Raw genomic sequence first — 17,901 nt, 5'->3', positions numbered from 1 at the left:
ATCAGTCGCTTTCTCGCCAAGGGGTCGCCTCGAGCCCGAGTTCGCCGTCGAGGACTTCGAACAATTCCTCGTCCGTGGCCGAGGCCAGGTCGGTGTCCGGGCCGGGGCTTTCCGCCGGGTCGGCGAACGTGTCGCGCCACTTGTGCAGCAGCGCCTCCAGCCGGGCCGTGACCTTGGCATGCGCCGTGTCGGCCGCCGAGGTGAGCGCCGTCTCAAGCCGGTCGATCTCCGCGAGCACCGAACGGGACGCCGTCCGCCCGCTGGCGTCGAGCCGTCCGGCCAGATGCCGGGCGAGCGCGGCCGGGTTCGGATAGTCGAAGATCACGGCGGTCGCGAGCGCGAGCCCGGTGACGGATCTGAGCCTGTTCCGCAGTTCCACCGCGACCAGCGACTCCACCCCCAGATCCTGGAAGCCGCGCGTCGGCTGGATCTCGGCGGGCGCGTGCCCGAGCAGTTCGGCGAGATGGTCGCGGACCATGTCGAGCAGCGTGCGTTCGCGCTCGTCGGCCGACATGGCGGCGAGGGTCTCCGTCATGGACGCTCCAGCCGGGCGTGCCGGCCGTCGGCCGGACGCGGGGACCAGGCTCCGGAAGACCGGCGGGACGTCCTCGGACCGTTCGCGCAGCGCGGGCAGGTCCAACCGGACGGGGACGAGCGCGGGTTCGTCCATGCTCATGGCGGCACTGAACAAGGACAGCCCGTCCGTCACCGAAAGCGCCCGCACGCCGCCCCGAGCCATCCGGGACCGGCCCACTTCGGCGAGATCGTCGGCCATGCCTCCGGCCTGGGCCCACGGCCCCCAGGCGAGGGACTGAGCCGGTAGGCCCAGCGCACGCCGATGAGCGGCCAGCCGGTCGAGGAACGCGTTGGCGGCCGCGTAGTTGGCCTGCCCCGGACCGCCGAGCACACCCGCGATCGAGGAGAACAACACGAAGGCCGACAGGTCGGCGTCGCGCGTCAGTTCATGGAGATGCCAGGCCGCGTCCGCCTTCGGGCGCAGGACGTCGTCCATCCGCCGGGGATCCAGCGACGAGATCACACCGTCGTCGAGGACGCCCGCCACGTGGACGATCGCGCCCAGGGGGTGTTCGGTCGGAACTTCCTTGAGCAGCCCGGCGACCGCGTCCCGATCGGCCGCGTCGCACGCGATGATCTGGACGGTCGCGCCGAGTCCGGTCAGCTCGGCGGCGAGATCCGCGGCGCCCTCGGCCGACGGGCCGCGGCGGCTGGTCAGCAGCAGATGCCGGACGCCGTGCTCGCGGACCAGCTGCCGGGCGACCAGGCTCCCCAGCCCGCCGGTCCCACCAGTGATCAGGACGGTGCCGTTCCGGTCCCAGGCGGTGGCGGTGCCCGTGCCGTCCGCTCTCACCAGCCGTGGCACAAGCGGGCGCCCGTCGCGCATCGCCAACTGGGGTTCACCCGAGGCCATGGCCTTCGCCGCGACGTCCGGCGTGAGGTCGGCACCGTCCAGGTCGATCAGCACCAGCCTGCCCGGGTCCTCCTCCTGCGCCGACCGGACCAGTCCCCAGACCGCGGCCTGAGCGAGATCGGCGGCCGCGTCGCCCGCTCCCGCGGCCTGCGCGCCGCGCGTCACCAGCAGCAGCGGAGCCGTCGACTCCTGAAGCAAGGCGAGGACTCTGCCCGTAACGGTGCGTACGCGGTCCGGGACATCCTCACCCCGCTCAGCCAGGTCGTACACCTTGACGATCTCCGGCACGGCGGACGCCGACGCCGACAGGACCGCAGGAACCCAATCCACGCGATAGAGCGGCGGGCGGGCGGTGAGGTGCTGGGCGGTGATGGGTCGGGTGGTCAGGTTGGTGATGGTGGCGATCGCGGCGCCGTTGGTGTCGGTCAGGTGCAGGGTTTCTGGGTTGGGCAGGTGGACGCGCAACGTGGTGGCGCCGGTGGCGTGCAGGTGGACGCCACTCCAGGAGAACGGAACCGCTACGTCGTGACCGCTGTGGGGGTGCAGGAACGCGGTGTGCAGGGCAGCGTCGAGGAGGGCGGGGTGGATTCCGTATCCGGTGACGTCCAGGTCGGGAATGGTGATCTCGGCGAACAGTTCGTCGCCGCGTCGCCACGCGGCCCGTAGTCCCTGGAAGGCGGGGCCGTATGCCAGCCGCTCATACAGGCCCTCGACCGGGATCGGCTCGGCTTGCTCGGGCGGCCACGCCATGGCGACGGGTTCGGCGAGGAGCGCGGTAAGCGTCCCACTGGCATGCAACGTCCAGGACGAGTCAGGAGCCTGAGAGCGGATCTGCACCGTCTCACCGGCCACGGCGACCTGGATATCAACGCCTTGGTGCGCCTCAAACACCAGCGGAGCGTGCAGCGTCAGCTCGTCAATGGAGGGGAGGCCCGCTCGTTCACCAGCGTGCAACGCCAGTTCGAGCAGGGCGGTCCCAGGAAGCAGCGGTGTGCCGAGGACGGTGTGGTCGGCCAGCCAGGGATGAGTGTCCAGCGACAACCGACCCGTCATCACCAGGCCATCACTGCCGGGGAGAGGAACCATGGCGGCGAGCATCGGATGGTCGGCCGAGAGTTGCCCGGCCGCGCTCCCGCCGACCGAGTCGATCCAGTACCGCTGCCGTTGGAAGGGGTAGGTGGGCAGGTCAACGCGTCGAGCACCGATGAATACCGCGGCCCAATCGACATCCACGCCGCGCGTGTGCAACTCGCCAACAGCGGACAGGAGTTGCCGGGGCTCGTTCAGGTCGCGCCGCTGGGCCGCCACGAATTCCACGTCGGTCGTGGCAGTAAGCGCGGCGTCGGGCCCGACCTCCAGGAAGGTGGTGACGCCTTGGTCGAGCAGGGTTTGGACGGTGTCGTGGTAGCGGACGGTGTCGCGCACATGCCGCACCCAATACCCGGGTGTGCACCATTCCTCAGGGACCGCCATGCCTGGCCGCTCGTAAGTCAGGTTGGTGGCGACCTGCTCGAACTCGGCCAACATCGGATCCATGAGCGCCGAGTGGAAGGCGTGCGAGACCTGAAGGCGCTTGGTGGTGTCAAAGAACCCGGCGACTTTCACCACCGCGTCTTCAGTGCCGGAGATGACGACCGCTTCGGGGCCGTTGATCGCGGCGATCTCCACCCCGTCAACCAACCGCTCACGCACCCGATCCTCAGTGGCGCGGATCGCGACCATCGCCCCACCCGACGGAAGTGCTTGCATCATCCGACCGCGATCAGCCACCAACCGGGCCGCGTCCGGCAAAGACCAAACCCCGGCCACATGCGCAGCCGCCAACTCACCAATCGAATGCCCCGCCACAAAGTCCGGGGTCACACCCCATGATTCGAGTAGCCGATACAGCGCCACCTCGACCGCGAACAGCGCAGGCTGCGCCCAACCGGTCTGTGAGAGCCGGTCAGCGTCGTCCCACATCACCTCACGCAACGACGCATCGAAATGCGCCAGCACCTCATCCAAAGCCGCCGCGAACACCGGGAACGACTCGTACAGCTCCCGCCCCATACCGACGCGTTGGCTGCCTTGACCCGAGAACACCACGGCCAGACGACCCGCAACCGGAGTACTGCCCGAGACGCCGCGCAGCGCGGCCACCAGCTCATCGCGATCCGCGCCCACCACCACGGCACGGTGTTCGAGATGAGCCCGAGTCGTGGCCAGCGAGAACCCCACGTCCACCGGATCGAGCGAAGCTCCGTGCGCGACGAGTTGCTGTGCCTGGGCCTGCAACGCCGCCTCGGTCTTGGCGGAGATCACCCACGGCACCACCGGCAACGACGACCCGGCGGGCTCCGCCTCCGCCCCAGGCGCTTCCTCCAGAATCACGTGCGCGTTCGTCCCGCTGATACCGAACGACGACACGCCCGCACGCCGAGGATGACCGCTGGCCTCCCACGACCGCGGCTCGGTCAGCAACCGCACCGAACCCGCCGACCAATCCACATGCGGGCTCGGCTCGTCCGCATGCAGAGTCCGGGGCAGGACGCCGCGCTGGAGCGCCATGACCATCTTGATCACACCGGCCACGCCGGCGGCGGCCTGGGCATGACCGATGTTCGACTTCAACGACCCCAGCCACAGGGGCCGATCCTCGGGACGGTCCTTGCCGTAGGTCGCGAACAACGCCTGCGCCTCGATCGGGTCGCCCAGGCTCGTGCCGGTGCCGTGCGCTTCGACCGCGTCGACCTCCTCGGCCGGGACTTGCGCCCTGGCCAGGGCCTCGGTGATCACGCGCTGCTGGGACGGGCCGTTCGGCGCGGTGAAGCCGCTGCTGGCGCCGTCCTGGTTGACCGCCGAGCCCCGCAGCACGGCGAGGACGCGGTGTCCGTTGCGGCGGGCGTCGGTGAGGCGCTCCAGGACCAGTACTCCGACGCCCTCGGACCAGCCGGTGCCGTCGGCCGCGGCGCCGAACGCCTTGCAGCGGCCGTCCGGGGAGAGCGCGCGCTGGCGGCTGAACTCGGTGAACATGCTGGGCACGGTCATGACGGTGACGCCACCGGCCAGCGCGAGGTCGCATTCGCCCTGGCGGAGCGCCTGACCGGCCAGGTGCAGGGCCACCAGGGACGACGAGCACGCGGTGTCGACCGCGACCGAGGCGGCTTCGAGGCCGAACAGGTAGGAGACGCGTCCGGCGATGATGCTGCCGGTGTTCCCGTTGGCCGAGTAGCCCTCCAGGTCGGCGGGAAGCTTGGCGGTTCCGGTGCCGTAGTCGCAGTACATGACGCCGCCGTAGACGGCGGTCCGGGTTCCGCGCAGCGTCGTCGGGTCGATGCCCGCGTGTTCGAACGCCTCCCAGGACGCCTCCAGCAGCAGCCGCTGCTGCGGGTCCATCGCCAGGGCCTCGCGGGGCGGGACGCCGAAGAAGGCGGCGTCGAAGTGCGCGATGTCGTCCAGGAATCCGCCCGTGCGGACGTAGCTCTTGCCGGAGCGGTCGGGGTCGGGGTCGTACAGCCCTTCGACGTCCCAGCCTCGGTCGGCGGGGAAGGGGCTGATGGCGTCGGTCCCGCTGGCCACCAGTGACCACAGGTCGTCCGGTGTGCTCACCCCGCCGGGCAGGCGGCAGCTCATGCCGACGATCGCGATGGGCTCGTGCGCGCCCTTCTCGGCCTGGGCGAGGCGCTGGCGGGCCTCGCGGAGGTCGGCGGTCGTCCGTCGCAGGTACGCGAGCAGTTTCTCCTCGTCGGCCATTCCGCCGCCCTTCAGCCCGTCGTCGTTCCGTGGGGAGCGGGGTCGCCGGCGGCCTCGACGGTCAGCCGGATGATGGTGCAGATGTCGGCGATGTCGGAGGCTCCGATGGTGGGTCCCGTCGGCAGCGCGAGCACCCGGTCGGCGAGCGCCTCGGAGTTGGGCAGCGACTGGGGCGCGTGCCGCTCCGGGTTGGAGCGGTACGGCTCCACCTGGTGGCAGGCGGGGTAGAAGTACCGCCGCGACAGGACGTTCTGACGTCCGAGCACCTCGTGGACGCGGTCGCGGTGGACCCCGGCGACGGACGCGTCGATCTCGATGACCAGGTACTGGTGGTTGGCGCGTTCGCCGGGTTCCTGGGAGCGGACCACGACGCCGGGGACTCCGGCCAGGCCCTCGGTGTAGCACTCGTGGTTGACCCGGTTGGCGTCCATGACCGTTTCCATGACGCCCAGCGAGGTCAGTCCCATCGCGGCGGCGCCCTCGGTCATCTTGGCGTTGGTGCCGACCGTGGCGACCGTGCCGTCCTCGGTGATGCCGAAGTTGCGCATGGCGCGGACCGTGGCGGCCAGATCGGCGTCGTCGGTGACGACCGCGCCGCCTTCGAAGCTGTTGAGGAACTTGGTGGCGTGGAAGCTGAACACTTCGGCCGCGCCGAAGCCGCCGAGGGGCCGTCCCCGGTAGGTCGAGCCGATGGCGTGGGCGGCGTCGAAGAGCAGCGGGACGTCGTAGCGGTCGGCGAGCTCGGCCAGCGGGCCGGCCGGGCAGGGCCGTCCGAACACGTGGACGCCGAGGATGCCGCGCGTGGCCGGGGTGATGACCTTTTCCACCGCTTCGGGGACCAGGTTGGCGCTTTCCTCGTCGACGTCGCAGAAGACGGGGACGACGCCGATCCAGCTCAGCGCGTGCGCGGTGGCGACCCAGGTGAAGGCGGGCATGATCACCTCGTCGCCGGGTTCGATCCCGCAGGCCCGGGCGGCGAGCTGGATGCCGACGGTGGCATTGCAGGTCGCCACGCAGTGCGCGGTTCCGGCCAGCTCGGCGATGCGCTCCTCGAACTCCTTGACCATCGGTCCGGCGGTGAGCCAGCGGCTGGTCAGGGCGTCGTCGATGCGTTTGCGGAGCTCGCCGGGGTCTCCGATATTGGGGCGGCCGACATGCAGCGGTTCATCGAACATGGGCAACTCAGGCACGAGTGGATCGTAAATATCGGTCCCGGCCGTTCTCAACCCCTATTCGGATCTGCAACTAAGGGGCGGGCCCCTATGAATGCGCGGGCCGCCCCCTTAGTTTTTCGGCGGCCACCCTGTTGATTAATCCTCAAACAACTGCTTCCACGGAGCGGCCTTCCCAAACTTTGTCGGCGAATATTAGGGTCGGCCGCGTTGCTATCGCGCGCCGAGGAGTTTCCGTGGCAAAAACACTTCGCAATCTCGCGCCGACGCTCGGGCCGTCCGGACGCCACGACGGCGCCCGGACCGCCGCGCGGCTCGCCGGCTCGGCGTGGTGCGGCGACGGCGTGGTCACCGCCACCGCCGAGTTCCGTCGCTGGTACGCCGAACGCGAATCGATCGACGTCGCGGAGGTGCAGCGGATTCCGCTGTCCTCTCTGGAGGGCTGGGAGACGTTGCCCGGCTCCGGGAACATCGCGCATCGCAGCGGCCGGTTCTTCACCGTGGAAGGGCTGGAGGTCCGCTCCCCCGGCGCCCCGGTTCCGGCCTGGCAGCAGCCGATCATCAATCAGCCGGAGATCGGGATTCTGGGAATCCTGGCCAGGGAGTTCGACGGCGTCCTGCACTTCCTGATGCAGGCCAAGAACGAGCCCGGCAATTGCAACGGCGTGCAGCTCTCCCCCACCGTCCAGGCGACCCGCAGCAACTACACGCGGGTGCACGGCGGAAATAGCGTGCCCTATCTGGAGTACTTCCAGGCGGCCTCGCGGCACCGGGTGCAGGTCGATGTCCTGCAATCGGAACAGGGGTCCTGGTTCTTTCGCAAACGCAACCGGAACATCGTCGTCGAGGTCGAGGAAGACGTCGAGGTGCTCGACGGGTTCCGCTGGCTGACGCTCGGCCAGCTGCACGGCCTGCTGGCGATCGACGATCTGGTCAACATGGACGCCCGCACCGTCCTGGCGTGCCTGCCGTTCGCGGGGCCGGGGCAGGCCGGGGCGTCGTCGGCCGCCGACGACGGGCTGGGCGGCGCGATCCGGCGCTCGTGCGACGAGGAGGTCGGCAGCCTGCACACCCTCGGGGAGGTGCAGAGCTGGATCACCGAGGCCCGCGCCGGGGCCGAGCTCAGGACGGCGACGCTGCCGCTGGGCGAGCTCAAGGGCTGGTCCCGTTCGGAGTACGCCATCTCCCACGAGGACGGGCTGTACTTCGACATCATGGCGGTCGAGGTCAAGGCGGGCAGCCGCGAGGTCAGCCGGTGGACGCAGCCGATGATCGAGCCGCGCGGGACCGGGATCGTGGCGTTCCTGGTCACCCGCATCGACGGGGTGCTGCATGTGCTCGTCCAGCCGTACGTGCGGCCCGGCCACCCGGACGCGGTCGAGCTCGGGCCCACGGTGCAGTGCACGCCGGGCAACTACGCGCAGGACGCGCTTCCCGCCCGGCTGCGGTTCCTGCCGGCCGTGCGGGAGGCCGCGCCGGAGCGGGTCCTGTTCGACACGACCTTGTCGGAGGAGGGCGGCCGGTTCTTCCACGCGCGCAACCGGTACATGGTCGTGGAGACCGACGCCGGTCCGGAGCTGGAGGATCCGCTGTTCCGCTGGGTCACGCTCCACCAGGTCGCCGGGCTGCTCCGCCACGCCCACTACCTCAACATCGAGGCGCGCAGCCTCATCGCCTGCCTGCACAGCCTGATCGGACGGTCATGACGGACACCGAAGAAAACCACATGGAGTACGCCCGGCTCGGCCGGACCGCGCTGCGGGTCAGCCGCCTGTGCCTGGGCACCCTCAACCTCGGCGTCCGGATGAGCATGGACGAGAGCCTGCGGCTGATGGACCGGGCGGTGGAGCAGGGCATCAACTTCGTCGACACCGCCGACCAGTACGGCTGGCAGGTCCACCGCGGGTTCACCGAGGAGGTCATCGGCGAGTGGCTCGCGCTCGGCGGCGGCCGGCGCGACCAGATCGTCCTGGGCACCAAGGTCTTCAACCCGATGAGCGACCGTCCCAACGACCAGGGGCTGTCGGCCCGGCACATCATCGCGGCGTGCGAGGCGTCGCTGCGCCGCCTGGGCACCGACTGGATCGACCTGTACCAGATGCACCACGTCGACCGGACGGCCCCGTGGGAGGAGGTCTGGCAGGCGATGGAGACGCTCGTCCAGCAGGGCAAGATCCGCTACGTGGGGTCCTCGAACTTCGCGGGCTGGCACCTGGTTGCCGCGCAGGAGGCCGCGAACCGGCGGCACTTCATGGGGATCGTGTCCGAGCAGTGCGTCTACAACCTGGTGACCCGCCATGTCGAGCTGGAGCTCGTCCCGGCCGCGCGGGAGTACGGCATCGGCGTGCTGGCCTGGTCGCCGCTGCACGGCGGGCTGCTGGGCGGCGCGCTGCGCAGGCTCGACGCGGGCACGGCCGTGAAGACCGCCCAGGGACGCGCGATGGTCGCGCTGGAGACCCACCGCGACACGATCGCCGAGTACGAGAAGCTGTGCGCCGATCGCGGCGCCGATCCCGCCGAGGTGGCGATGGCGTGGGTGCTGTCGCGTCCCGGCGTCACCTCGATCGTGGTGGGGCCGCGCACACTCGAGCAGCTGGACGGCGCGCACCGCGCGCTCGCGCTGCGGCTGGACGACGACCTGCTGGCGGCGCTCGACCGGCTGTTCCCGCCGATCGGCAACGGCGGCCCGGGGCCGGAGGCGTGGGCGTGGTGAGGCGCGTCCTGGTCACCGGGGGCGCCGGGTTCATCGGCTCCCACTACGTCCGGACGCTGGTGTCCGGCGGGTACCCGGCGTGGGCGGGCGCGGCGGTCACCGTCCTGGACAAGCTGACCTACTCCGGCAACCTGGCCAACCTCGAACCGGTCGAGGGCGGGTTCACGTTCGTCCGGGGCGACATCGGCGACGCGGCCCTGCTGGCGGACCTGCTCGGCGGGCACGACGTGGTGGTGAACTTCGCCGCCGAGACGCACGTCGACCGCTCCATCGCCGACGGCGACGCGTTCACGCTGACCAACGTGGTCGGCACGCACCGGCTCGCCCAGGCGTGCCTGGACGCGTCGGTGCGGGTGCTGGTCCACGTGTCGACCGACGAGGTCTACGGGAGCATCGCGGCGGGCTCGTGGACCGAGGACGCCCCGATCTCCCCCAGCTCGCCCTACTCGGCCGCGAAGGCGGGCGGCGACCTGCTGGCCCTGGCGATGGCGCGCACCCACGGACTGGACGTGCGCGTCACGCGCTGCGGCAACAACTACGGCCCCTACCAGTATCCCGAGAAGGTCATCCCGCTGTTCGTCACCAACCTGCTGGAGGGCAGGAAGGTCCCCCTTTACGGGGACGGCGGCAACGAACGCGACTGGATCCACGCCGACGACCACTGCCGGGGCATCCAGCTGGTGGCCGAGCGCGGCGCGCCCGGCGAGGTCTACCACATCGCCGGATCGGCGGAGCTGACCAACCGGCGGCTGACCGAACGCCTCCTCGCGGCCCTGGACCTGGGCTGGGACATGGTGGAGCACGTCCCCGACCGCAAGGGCCACGACCGCCGCTATTCGCTGGACGACACCAAGCTGCGACGGCTGGGCTACCGGCCCGCCCTCGCCTTCGACGACGGCCTGGCCGACACGATCCGCTGGTACCAGGACCACCCCGACTGGTGGAAACCCCTGCGCGCCTAGCCGTTCACGATCGTGTTCGCGAGGGTCCGCAGGGCCGAACGGTCGATCTTGCGGTTGGCGTTCAGGGGGAAGTCGGCCAGGTGGGCGAAGCGCCGGGGGATCATGCGCTCGGGCAGGGTGCGGCGCAACCGCCGGGCCAGTTCCACCGGCGGGACGGGGCGTCCGACGTAGAACCCGACGAGCTCGACGTCCGGGCCCGCCGTGGCGGCCACGGTGACGGCGTCCTCGACTCCCGGGCAGGAGCGGAGCCCGTGGTCGATCTCCGACAGCTCGACGCGCCAGCCCTGCACCTGGACCTGGCCGTCCATCCGGTCCACGTAGGCCAGCTCGCCGCCCACCTCGCGCACGCGGTCGCCCGTCCGGTACCAGCGGCGCGCGTCGCGTTCGATGAAGCGGCCGCGGTCGTCGGCGGGGTCGAGGTAGCCCGAGGTCATCTGCGGGCCGGTGACGCAGAGCTCCCCCTCGCCGTCGGCGGGCTCGCCGTCCGGGCCGAGCAGGAGGTAGTCCAGGCCCTTGTGGAGCTCGCCGATGGGGACGACGCCGTTGACGCCGCGCCGGGGAGAGGTCGCGGGCGACCACCGGTGCGCGGTGCAGGTGATCGTCAGTTCGGTGGGGCCGTACAGGTTCTCCACCGCCGAGGCGGGCGCGGCGCGCTGCCAGTCGCCGGCGTCGCCGCACTTGAACGCCTCGCCCGCGAAGAAGCTCCAGCGCAGCCCGGGCATCGAAGCGGGGGCGAGCCCGCCCGTCCGCCGCACCAGCGCGATGGCGCTGGGCGTGGAGAACCACACCGTCAGGCCCGACTCCGCGATGAACGCGGGCAGGTCGCGGTAGGCGGCGGCGGGGATCTGCACCAGGCGGGCGCCCGCTCCCCACGCGCAGAACAGGTCGAACATCGCGCAGTCGAAGTTCAGGTCGAAGGTCTGCGCGAAGACGTCGTCCGGGGTGAAGTCGTACCGGGCGTCCAGCACCCCGAAGTAGTGCTCGTTGGCGGCGTGCGAGATCGGCACCCCCTTGGGGCGGCCGGTGGAGCCGGACGTGAAGAGGATGTAGGCGGGGTCCGCGGGATCGACCGGCCTCGGCTCGGCCAGGGGCGGCGCGCCGTCGAGGGGGATCAGCGGGAACGGCCCCTCGGTCAGGGCCGGGCAGAGCACCGGCAGGACGGTGTCGCCCAGGACGGCGGGCAGCGTCCCGTACCCCCGCTCGTCGGTGACCAGCGCCGTCACCCCGGCCGCCTCGATCATCCTCCGGGTGCGCTCGGCCGGGAACTCGGTGCTCAGCGGGACGACCGTGACGCCGGCGTAGAACCCGGCGAGGACGCCGGTGTAGGCGTCCAGCCCCTTGGACGCCAGGACCGCGACGGTTCCGCCGGGCAGCGCCCCGGCCCACCGCAGGGCCCGCTCGTGCAGTTCGGTGTAGGTCAGCGCGCCGTCGTGGGCCCGGACCGCCGTGCGGCCGGGCGCGACGGCCAGGCCGCGCAGGAAGCGCGCGGCGAGGGCGCCGGGCATGGTCATCTCCTCACCTGGGCGTCGGGGCGGCGCCGTGGCTGCATCGCCAGCCGCGGCGTGAGCCGCATGACCTCGAAGTTGTCGGTGGTGCAGCCGACCCGGCCGAACAGGCTGTCCGGACCGGCGATCATCACCTTGGTCACGCCCAGGCCCTTCAGCGTCGTCACCACCTCGGGCCAGCGCAGGGGGCGGACGAAGCCGTCCAGCACGAGCGTCCTGACCTGGTCGCCGGTGTCCAGCATCGACCCGTCGTGGTCGGAGACCAGCGGCAGCCGCGGGTCGGCGAACCGCAGCCCGCCGAAGATCTCCTGCTCGGCCTTGGCGCGCAGGGCGCCGAAGAGCTTGGAGTGCATGGGCGGGCGCATCGTGTAGAGCGAAAGCCCGCCGATGCTGCGGACCCGCTGCTGGAGCCATTCCAGGTCGCCCTCGTGGAGCGAGACCATGTAGAAGTCGCGGTCCAGGTAGCAGGCGATGTCGTACCAATCGCCCCGCTCGTCCATCTCCGAGAGCACCTCGTGCAGCAGCGCCGCCGGAGTGCGGATGAACGAGTGGGTGACAATGTCCTGGTACTCGTGGGTGAAATACTCCGCCAGGCAGCGGGCGAGACCGGCGGTCATCGTGACCGCCTCCGCGAACGGCAGGCTCTGGACGTAGGCGGTGGACGCCTTGACCCCGAAACTCGGGCCGGCGCAGTAGCGCGGCGCGATGCCGAACTCCTCGGTGGCCCACTCCGCCAGGGCCAGGCAGTTGACCATGAAGGCGACCTGGGCGTACTCGGTGTAGTCGCCCTCGGAGTCGCGGTACCGGTCGACGAGGGAGTAGCCGAGCGCCTCGTCGGCCGCGGCGACGAGCCGCCGGGCGCTGGGGTTGGTCAGCATGAACTTTCCCACCTCGGCGAAAGGCGTCGGCCCCATCCCGGGGAACACGATCGCGCCGGCCGGCGAATCCATACTCATATCGGCCTCCCTTCTTCATTCGACAACGGTCAACTTAACGACGAATAGAGCCACCGAATAGCCCCTACCTTCCCCTTGACCGGCCCCTTAGGGGGCACTCGGGGCGGGCTAGGGGTTGGCCTGTGCCGTCCTCGCTAAATACCGTGTGACCGGTAATGGCGGGGTGGCCGCCCGGCGCTGATGAGGCCCGGTTCCGGCACACCGGAGATCCGGTCGGCTGGAGAATTCAGATGCGCGTTCTGTTCACGGTGTTCGCACTAAATTCGCATTTCTACAACACGGTCCCGATCGCGTGGGCCCTGCGGGCCGCCGGGCACGAGGTCTGTGTGGCGAGCCAGCCGGACCTGGTCGAGTCGATCAAGCGGGCCGGGCTCACCGCGGTGCCGATCGGCGGCGCGCTCAACCTCATGGGGGGCGGCGACCCGTCGCCCAACGCCGGCCAGCCCGGCGGGCCCAGGTCGGGCGAGCCCGGGTACGGCTCCGGCTTCAACATCGCCGAGACCCGTCCCGAGGTGCTCACCTGGGAGTACGTCCGCGACACCCTGGCCACCTACTGCTTCTTCGCCGAGATGTCGGCCGACGACGGCGCCCTGGCGGATCTGACCGCGTTCTGCGAGCACTGGCGGCCCGACCTGCTGGTCTGGGACGCCATGACCTACATCGGCCCGATCGCGGCGCGGGCCAGCGGCGTCCCGCACGCGCGGCTGCTGTTCGGCACCGACCACTGGGCCCGGATGCGGGGGCTGTTCCACCAGCTGCGGGCCGAGCAGCCCGAGGCGGAGCGGGTCGACCCGGTCGCCGACTGGTTCGGCAAGAGGCTGGCCACGCTCGGCCACGCGTCCGTCCCGTTCGAGGAGGAGCTGGTGCTCGGCCAGCGCACCATCGACCCCCTGCCGTCCTGGGTGCGGCTCCCGGAGGGGGTCGACTCCATCCCGGTGCGGCCGGTGATCTACAACGGGCCGTCGGAGGTGCCGTCGTGGGTGCACGAGCCCACCGAGCGGCCCCGGGTCTGCCTCACGCTCGGGCTGTCGCTTCCGCACGCCGACCTGGACGGCTTCCCGGTCTCCGACCTGCTCGAAGCCGCCGTCGGGCTGGACGTGGAGCTCATCGCCACCGTGGCGCCCGAGGTGTTCGAGTCGGTGGCGCCCGGGACCCTGCCGGACAACGTCCGGCTGGTGGACTTCGTCCCGCTGAACGAGCTGCTGCCGTCCTGCTCGGCGATCATCCACCACGGCGGCATGGGGACCATGCAGAACGCGCTGCGGCACGGGGTGCCGCAGCTGATCGTCCCGGGCTGGCTGTGGGACGAGACCGGCAACGCCCAGAGCCTGGTCGCCCAGGGCGCCGGGCTGATCCTGGACGGCGCCGAGTTCTCCGCCGACGTGCTGCGCTCCAGCCTCACCCGGCTGCTGGAGGAGCCCGGCTTCGCCGACAACGCCGACCGGCTGCGCAAGGAACTGCTGGCCCTGCCCAGCCCCGTGGACATCGTGCCCGAGCTGGAGCGCCTCGCGGCCGAGCGCGGCGGAGCCCGCGGCCCCGCCGCGCGGCGACCGTGACGGCCCTCCCCCCGAGCGCCAAGGGCACCGTCCCGTTCGGGGAGCACCAGACCTGGTACCGCGTCACCGGCGACCTGTCTTCGGGGCGGCCGCCGGTGGTCGCGCTGCACGGCGGCCCCGGCGCCACGCACGACTACCTGCTGAACCTGTGCGCCCTCACCGAGGCCGGCTGGCCCGTCGTCCACTACGACCAGCTCGGCAACGGCGGCTCCACGCACCTGCCCGAGCGCGGCGCCGACTTCTGGACGGTCGAGCTGTTCCTGGACGAGCTGGACAACCTGCTGCGCCGGCTCCGGATCGCCGACGGCTACGTGCTGCTCGGCCACTCCTGGGGCGGGATGCTGGGCGCCGTCCACGCGGCCCGGCGTCCCGCCGGGCTGCGCGGGCTGGTGATCGCCAACTCGCCCGCCTCGATGCCGCTGTGGCTCCAGGAGATGGAGACGCTCCGCGCGGACCTGCCGCCGGACGTCCAGGCGACGCTGCGCCGGCACGAGGCCGCGGGCACCTTCGAGACGCAGGAGTACTTCGAGGCGATGCGCGCCTTCTACGACCGGCACGTCTGCCGGGTGGTGCCGTGGCCGCGCGACTTCATGGCCACGTTCATGGAGATCTCCAACGACCCGACGGTCTACCTCACCATGAACGGGCCGACCGAGTTCCACGTCATCGGCACGCTGCGGGACTGGTCGATCCAGGACCGGCTCGCCGCGATCGAGGTGCCCGTCCTGCTGGTGTCCGGCCGGCACGACGAGGCGACCCCGGCGACGGTGCGGCCGTTCCAGGACGCCATCGCGGACGTCCGGTGGGAGATCTTCGAGGAGTCCAGCCATCTGCCGCATCTGGAGGAGCCCGAACGGTTCACCCAGGTCGTGGCGGGTTTCCTGGACGAGCGGGTGGCGGCATGAAGGGCATCCTCCTGGCCGGCGGGCACGGCACCCGGCTGCACCCGATCACCCTGGCGGTCTCCAAGCAGCTCCTGCCGGTCAACGACAAGCCGCTGATCTACTACCCGCTGTCGGTGCTGATGCTCGCGGGCGTCCGCGAGATCCAGGTGATCTGCTCCCCGATCGACCTGCCGCAGCTCACGCGGCTGCTCGGGGACGGGTCGCAGCTCGGCATCCAGCTCGACTACGTGGAGCAGGCCGAACCCAACGGCATCGCCGAGGCGTTCCTGCTCGGCGCCGACCGGATCGGCGACGACCCGGTCGCGCTGATCCTGGGCGACAACATCTTCCACGGCCACAACTTCTACGAGATCCTCCAGCAGAACCGCCAGGACATCGACGGCTGCGTGCTCTTCGGCTTTCCGGTGGACGACCCGTCCCGTTACGGAGTGGGTCAGACCGACGCCGACGGCAGGTTGATCTCGATCGAGGAGAAGCCTTCCGAACCCCGATCCAACCGTGCCATCGTTGGTTTGTACTTCTATGACAACGACGTGATCGACATAGCCAAGAACCTCCGCCCCTCACCACGTGGAGAGCTGGAGATCACCGATGTGAACCGTGTCTACCTGGAGCGCGGGAAAGCGCGGCTGTTCGATCTCGGTCGGGGCTTCGCCTGGCTGGACGCCGGCACCCCCGCGTCGCTGCTCCAGGCCGCCCAGTACGTCCAGGTGCTCGAACAGCGGCAGGGCGTGCGGATCGCATGCCTGGAAGAGGTGGCCCTGCGCATGGGGTACATCGACGCCGCGGCCTGCCACCGGCTGGGCGCCCAACTGCCGTCGTCAGCCTACGGCGCGTACGTGCGATCCGTCGCCAGAGAGTTCGCCTGAAGGGAAGTCGACGCTTTGCAGTCCATGGAACCACCGCCGATAGGACGCGTTCGCAAGAACGCCACGCTGGCCATCTCGTGCCTCGCGGCGGCCTTGCTCAGCATCGACCTCACCGCGCTGCACCTGGCCATTCCGAAACTGATCGAGGATCTGGGTCCGTCCGCGACGCAGATCCTGTGGATCGCCGACATCTACGGCTTCGCGCTGGCCGGTCTGCTGATCACGATGGGCTCCGTCGGCGACCGCATCGGCCGCAAGCGGCTGCTGCTCATCGGGTCGGTCGCCTTCGCCGCCGCGTCGGTGCTCACGGCGTACTCGACGACGGCGGAGATGCTCATCGCGTCGCGGGCGCTGCTCGGCGTCGCGGGCGCCACGATCATGCCGTCCACCCTGTCGATCATCCGCAACACCTACACCGACCCGCGTGAGCGGACCACGGCGGTCGGCATCTGGAGCGCCGTCTCGGCGTCCGGGTTCGTGATCGGCCCGATCGTCGGCGGGCTCCTGCTCAGCCAGTTCTGGTGGGGCTCGGTCTTCATCATCAACCTGCCGATCATGGCGTTGATCTTCGTCTTCGGCGTCGTGGTGCTGCCGGAGTCGCGCGACCCCGACCCCGGGCGGCTGGACCCGCTCAGCGCGGTCCTGTCGATGGCCGGGGTGATCGCGGTCGTCTACGCGGTGAAGGCCGCCGCCGCCGACGGCGTCTCCCAGCCCAGCGTCGGCCTGACCGCCGTCGTCGGCATCGTGTGCGTGGTGCTTTTCCTGCGGCGGCAGAAGGGCCTGGAGCATCCGCTCATCGACGTGGGGCTGTTCCGGCGCGCGGCGTTCTCCGGCGCCGTCGCCACCAACATGTTCGCGATGTTCGCGATGGTCGCCCAGTCGCTGATCATCTCGCAGTACTTCCAGCTCGTGCTGGGCTGGTCCCCGCTGAAGGCCGGGCTGGCCGGGCTGCCGGGGGCGATCGGCGGCACCATCGGCGGCATCCTGGCCGCCCCGCTGATCAACGCTCTGGGCCGCGCCCGGACCGTCTCGCTCGGCATGGCCGTCGCGGCCGTCGGCATGAGCATGTACGTGCTGGTCGGCGTCGCGCCCGACTACCTCACCATCGCCATGATCATGGTGCCGGTGGGCTTCGGCATCAGCCTCGCCTTCGCCGTCACCGGCGACACGGTGCTGGCGACCGTGCCCAAGGAACGCGCCGGGTCCGGCGCCGCCATCTCCGAGACCGCGATGGAGGTCGGCGGCGCCCTCGGGATCGCCCTGCTGGGCAGCGTCCTCAACGTCGCCTACGCCAATTCGCTGAAGCTCCCCGAAGGAGTGCCGGCCAAGGCCGTCCCGACCATCGAGGACTCCCTCGGCGGCGCCCTCCAGGTCGCCGCCGCCTTCCCCCGCTCGCTGTCCGACGCCGTGACGGCGGCGGCCCGGCAGGCCTTCGTCGACGGCATCCACGTCACCGCCTTCGCCGCCGGTTTCGTCCTGCTCAGCGTCGCCGTCGCGTCCTGGTTCGCGCTGCGCGGCGTCCCCAAGGTCATCGCCGACGAGGAACCCGACGAGGAGAAGGCCCTCCAGACGTGACACGAGCCCCCCTCGCCGATTCCTCGGCGAGGGGGGCTCGCGGGTCATTCCGGACGGAGGTCGGTGACCGTCAGGCCGTACCGGTCGCGCAGGCGCGCGGCCACCAGCGACCGATGGCACGCCTCCGGATCGCGCTCGACGCACAGCAGGGCGGTCACCGTGTCGTCCGGCAGCTCCGCCAGGAACGCGCCGAGATCGAACGGGTCGAGGATCTCGCGGGTGTAGCGCTCGGCGTACTCGGGCGCGAGCGCCACACGGTCACGCTTGCCCACGCCCCGCCGGTCGTCCTCGCGGTACTGGAGCTGGCGCAGTTCGGTCGTCGGCGCCAGCTCCTTGACGTGCCGGTATCCGATGTCCGCGGCGGCGAGCGCACGCTGGAGCCGCACCGAGTTCGCCCAGGCGTACTGGGCCCCCCGGACGCCCCGGCGCTGCCGCACGTCGAGCAGCAGACCGACGTCCGCGTCCCGCAGCCGCCGCAGGAACGACTCGCCGTCGAACCCGTAGACACCGATCGTCAGCACCGC

General features: G+C 70.8%; 12 protein-coding genes. 7 read left to right on the top strand and 5 right to left on the bottom strand.

The features are described 5' to 3' along the window. Nucleotide 1: 1 nt before the first annotated feature. Nucleotides 2–5,164 (bottom strand): SDR family NAD(P)-dependent oxidoreductase, encoded by a 5,163-nt coding sequence (locus ACQPY4_RS11650; RefSeq protein ID WP_433335402.1) that lies wholly within the window; start codon nucleotides 5,162–5,164, stop codon nucleotides 2–4. An 11-nt stretch (nucleotides 5,165–5,175) separates the two neighbouring features. Beyond that, nucleotides 5,176–6,354, bottom strand: a complete 1,179-nt coding sequence (locus tag ACQPY4_RS11645; RefSeq protein WP_433335401.1) for a DegT/DnrJ/EryC1/StrS family aminotransferase — start codon at nucleotides 6,352–6,354, stop codon at nucleotides 5,176–5,178. 218 nt (nucleotides 6,355–6,572) lie between these two features. Between ACQPY4_RS11645 and ACQPY4_RS11640 the strand changes: the two genes are divergently transcribed. From ACQPY4_RS11640 to rfbB, 3 genes are read left to right on the top strand one after another with little or no spacing between them, the layout of a single operon-like run. Beyond that, complete coding sequence (locus ACQPY4_RS11640; protein WP_433335400.1) at nucleotides 6,573–8,042, top strand: NDP-hexose 2,3-dehydratase family protein; 1,470 nt, start codon at nucleotides 6,573–6,575, stop codon at nucleotides 8,040–8,042. Between the two features lie 20 nt (nucleotides 8,043–8,062). Beyond that, a complete protein-coding gene (locus tag ACQPY4_RS11635; RefSeq protein ID WP_433338886.1) occupies nucleotides 8,063–9,049 on the top strand; it encodes an aldo/keto reductase in 987 nt (328 codons plus the stop codon). Continuing rightward, nucleotides 9,046–10,011 carry a dTDP-glucose 4,6-dehydratase gene (gene rfbB / locus ACQPY4_RS11630; RefSeq protein WP_433338884.1) on the top strand — a complete coding sequence of 322 codons (966 nt, stop codon included), beginning with the start codon at nucleotides 9,046–9,048 and terminating at the stop codon, nucleotides 10,009–10,011. The genes ACQPY4_RS11635 and rfbB overlap by 4 nt, the downstream gene beginning before the upstream one ends. Here rfbB and ACQPY4_RS11625 read toward each other — a convergent pair. Continuing rightward, nucleotides 10,008–11,516: an AMP-binding protein gene (locus tag ACQPY4_RS11625; protein ID WP_433335399.1), complete on the bottom strand. Its 1,509-nt coding sequence runs from the start codon at nucleotides 11,514–11,516 to the stop codon at nucleotides 10,008–10,010. The genes rfbB and ACQPY4_RS11625 overlap by 4 nt on opposite strands. 2 nt (nucleotides 11,517–11,518) lie before the next feature. Then, nucleotides 11,519–12,472, bottom strand: coding sequence for an ACP S-malonyltransferase (locus tag ACQPY4_RS11620; protein ID WP_433335397.1), 954 nt, complete (start codon nucleotides 12,470–12,472; stop codon nucleotides 11,519–11,521). A 230-nt stretch (nucleotides 12,473–12,702) separates the two neighbouring features. Between ACQPY4_RS11620 and ACQPY4_RS11615 the strand changes: the two genes are divergently transcribed. From ACQPY4_RS11615 to ACQPY4_RS11600, 4 genes are read left to right on the top strand one after another with little or no spacing between them, the layout of a single operon-like run. Then, complete coding sequence (locus tag ACQPY4_RS11615; protein WP_433335395.1) at nucleotides 12,703–14,028, top strand: activator-dependent family glycosyltransferase; 1,326 nt, start codon at nucleotides 12,703–12,705, stop codon at nucleotides 14,026–14,028. Further along, entirely contained in the window at nucleotides 14,025–14,933 is a 909-nt protein-coding gene (locus tag ACQPY4_RS11610; protein ID WP_433335393.1) for a proline iminopeptidase-family hydrolase, read from the top strand. Before ACQPY4_RS11615 ends, ACQPY4_RS11610 begins: the two co-directional genes overlap by 4 nt. Further along, entirely contained in the window at nucleotides 14,930–15,802 is an 873-nt protein-coding gene (rfbA, locus tag ACQPY4_RS11605) for a glucose-1-phosphate thymidylyltransferase RfbA (protein ID WP_433335391.1), read from the top strand. Before ACQPY4_RS11610 ends, rfbA begins: the two co-directional genes overlap by 4 nt. A 24-nt stretch (nucleotides 15,803–15,826) precedes the next feature. After that, entirely contained in the window at nucleotides 15,827–17,377 is a 1,551-nt protein-coding gene (locus ACQPY4_RS11600) for an MFS transporter (RefSeq protein WP_433335389.1), read from the top strand. 44 nt (nucleotides 17,378–17,421) lie between these two features. Here ACQPY4_RS11600 and ACQPY4_RS11595 read toward each other — a convergent pair whose 3' ends face one another. Beyond that, nucleotides 17,422–17,898 carry a DUF488 family protein, N3 subclade gene (locus ACQPY4_RS11595; RefSeq protein WP_433335387.1) on the bottom strand — a complete coding sequence of 159 codons (477 nt, stop codon included), beginning with the start codon at nucleotides 17,896–17,898 and terminating at the stop codon, nucleotides 17,422–17,424. Nucleotides 17,899–17,901 lie beyond the last annotated feature (3 nt).

The organism is Spirillospora sp. CA-294931 (genome assembly GCF_050946795.1).
GTDB lineage: Bacteria > Actinomycetota > Actinomycetes > Streptosporangiales > Streptosporangiaceae > Spirillospora.
This window is presented reverse-complemented; position numbering and strand designations above follow the sequence as displayed.

Excerpts from the sequence above, each read along its gene's own strand:
- ACQPY4_RS11650 (WP_433335402.1), bottom strand. The coding sequence starts at position 5,164 with ATGGCCGACGAGGAGAAACTGCTCGCGTACCTGCGACGGACGACCGCC.
- ACQPY4_RS11635 (WP_433338886.1), top strand. The coding sequence starts at position 8,063 with ATGGAGTACGCCCGGCTCGGCCGGACCGCGCTGCGGGTCAGCCGCCTG.
- ACQPY4_RS11625 (WP_433335399.1), bottom strand. The coding sequence starts at position 11,516 with ATGCCCGGCGCCCTCGCCGCGCGCTTCCTGCGCGGCCTGGCCGTCGCG.
- ACQPY4_RS11620 (WP_433335397.1), bottom strand. The coding sequence starts at position 12,472 with ATGAGTATGGATTCGCCGGCCGGCGCGATCGTGTTCCCCGGGATGGGG.
- ACQPY4_RS11615 (WP_433335395.1), top strand. The coding sequence starts at position 12,703 with ATGCGCGTTCTGTTCACGGTGTTCGCACTAAATTCGCATTTCTACAAC.
- rfbA (WP_433335391.1), top strand. The coding sequence starts at position 14,930 with ATGAAGGGCATCCTCCTGGCCGGCGGGCACGGCACCCGGCTGCACCCG.
- ACQPY4_RS11600 (WP_433335389.1), top strand. The coding sequence starts at position 15,827 with ATGGAACCACCGCCGATAGGACGCGTTCGCAAGAACGCCACGCTGGCC.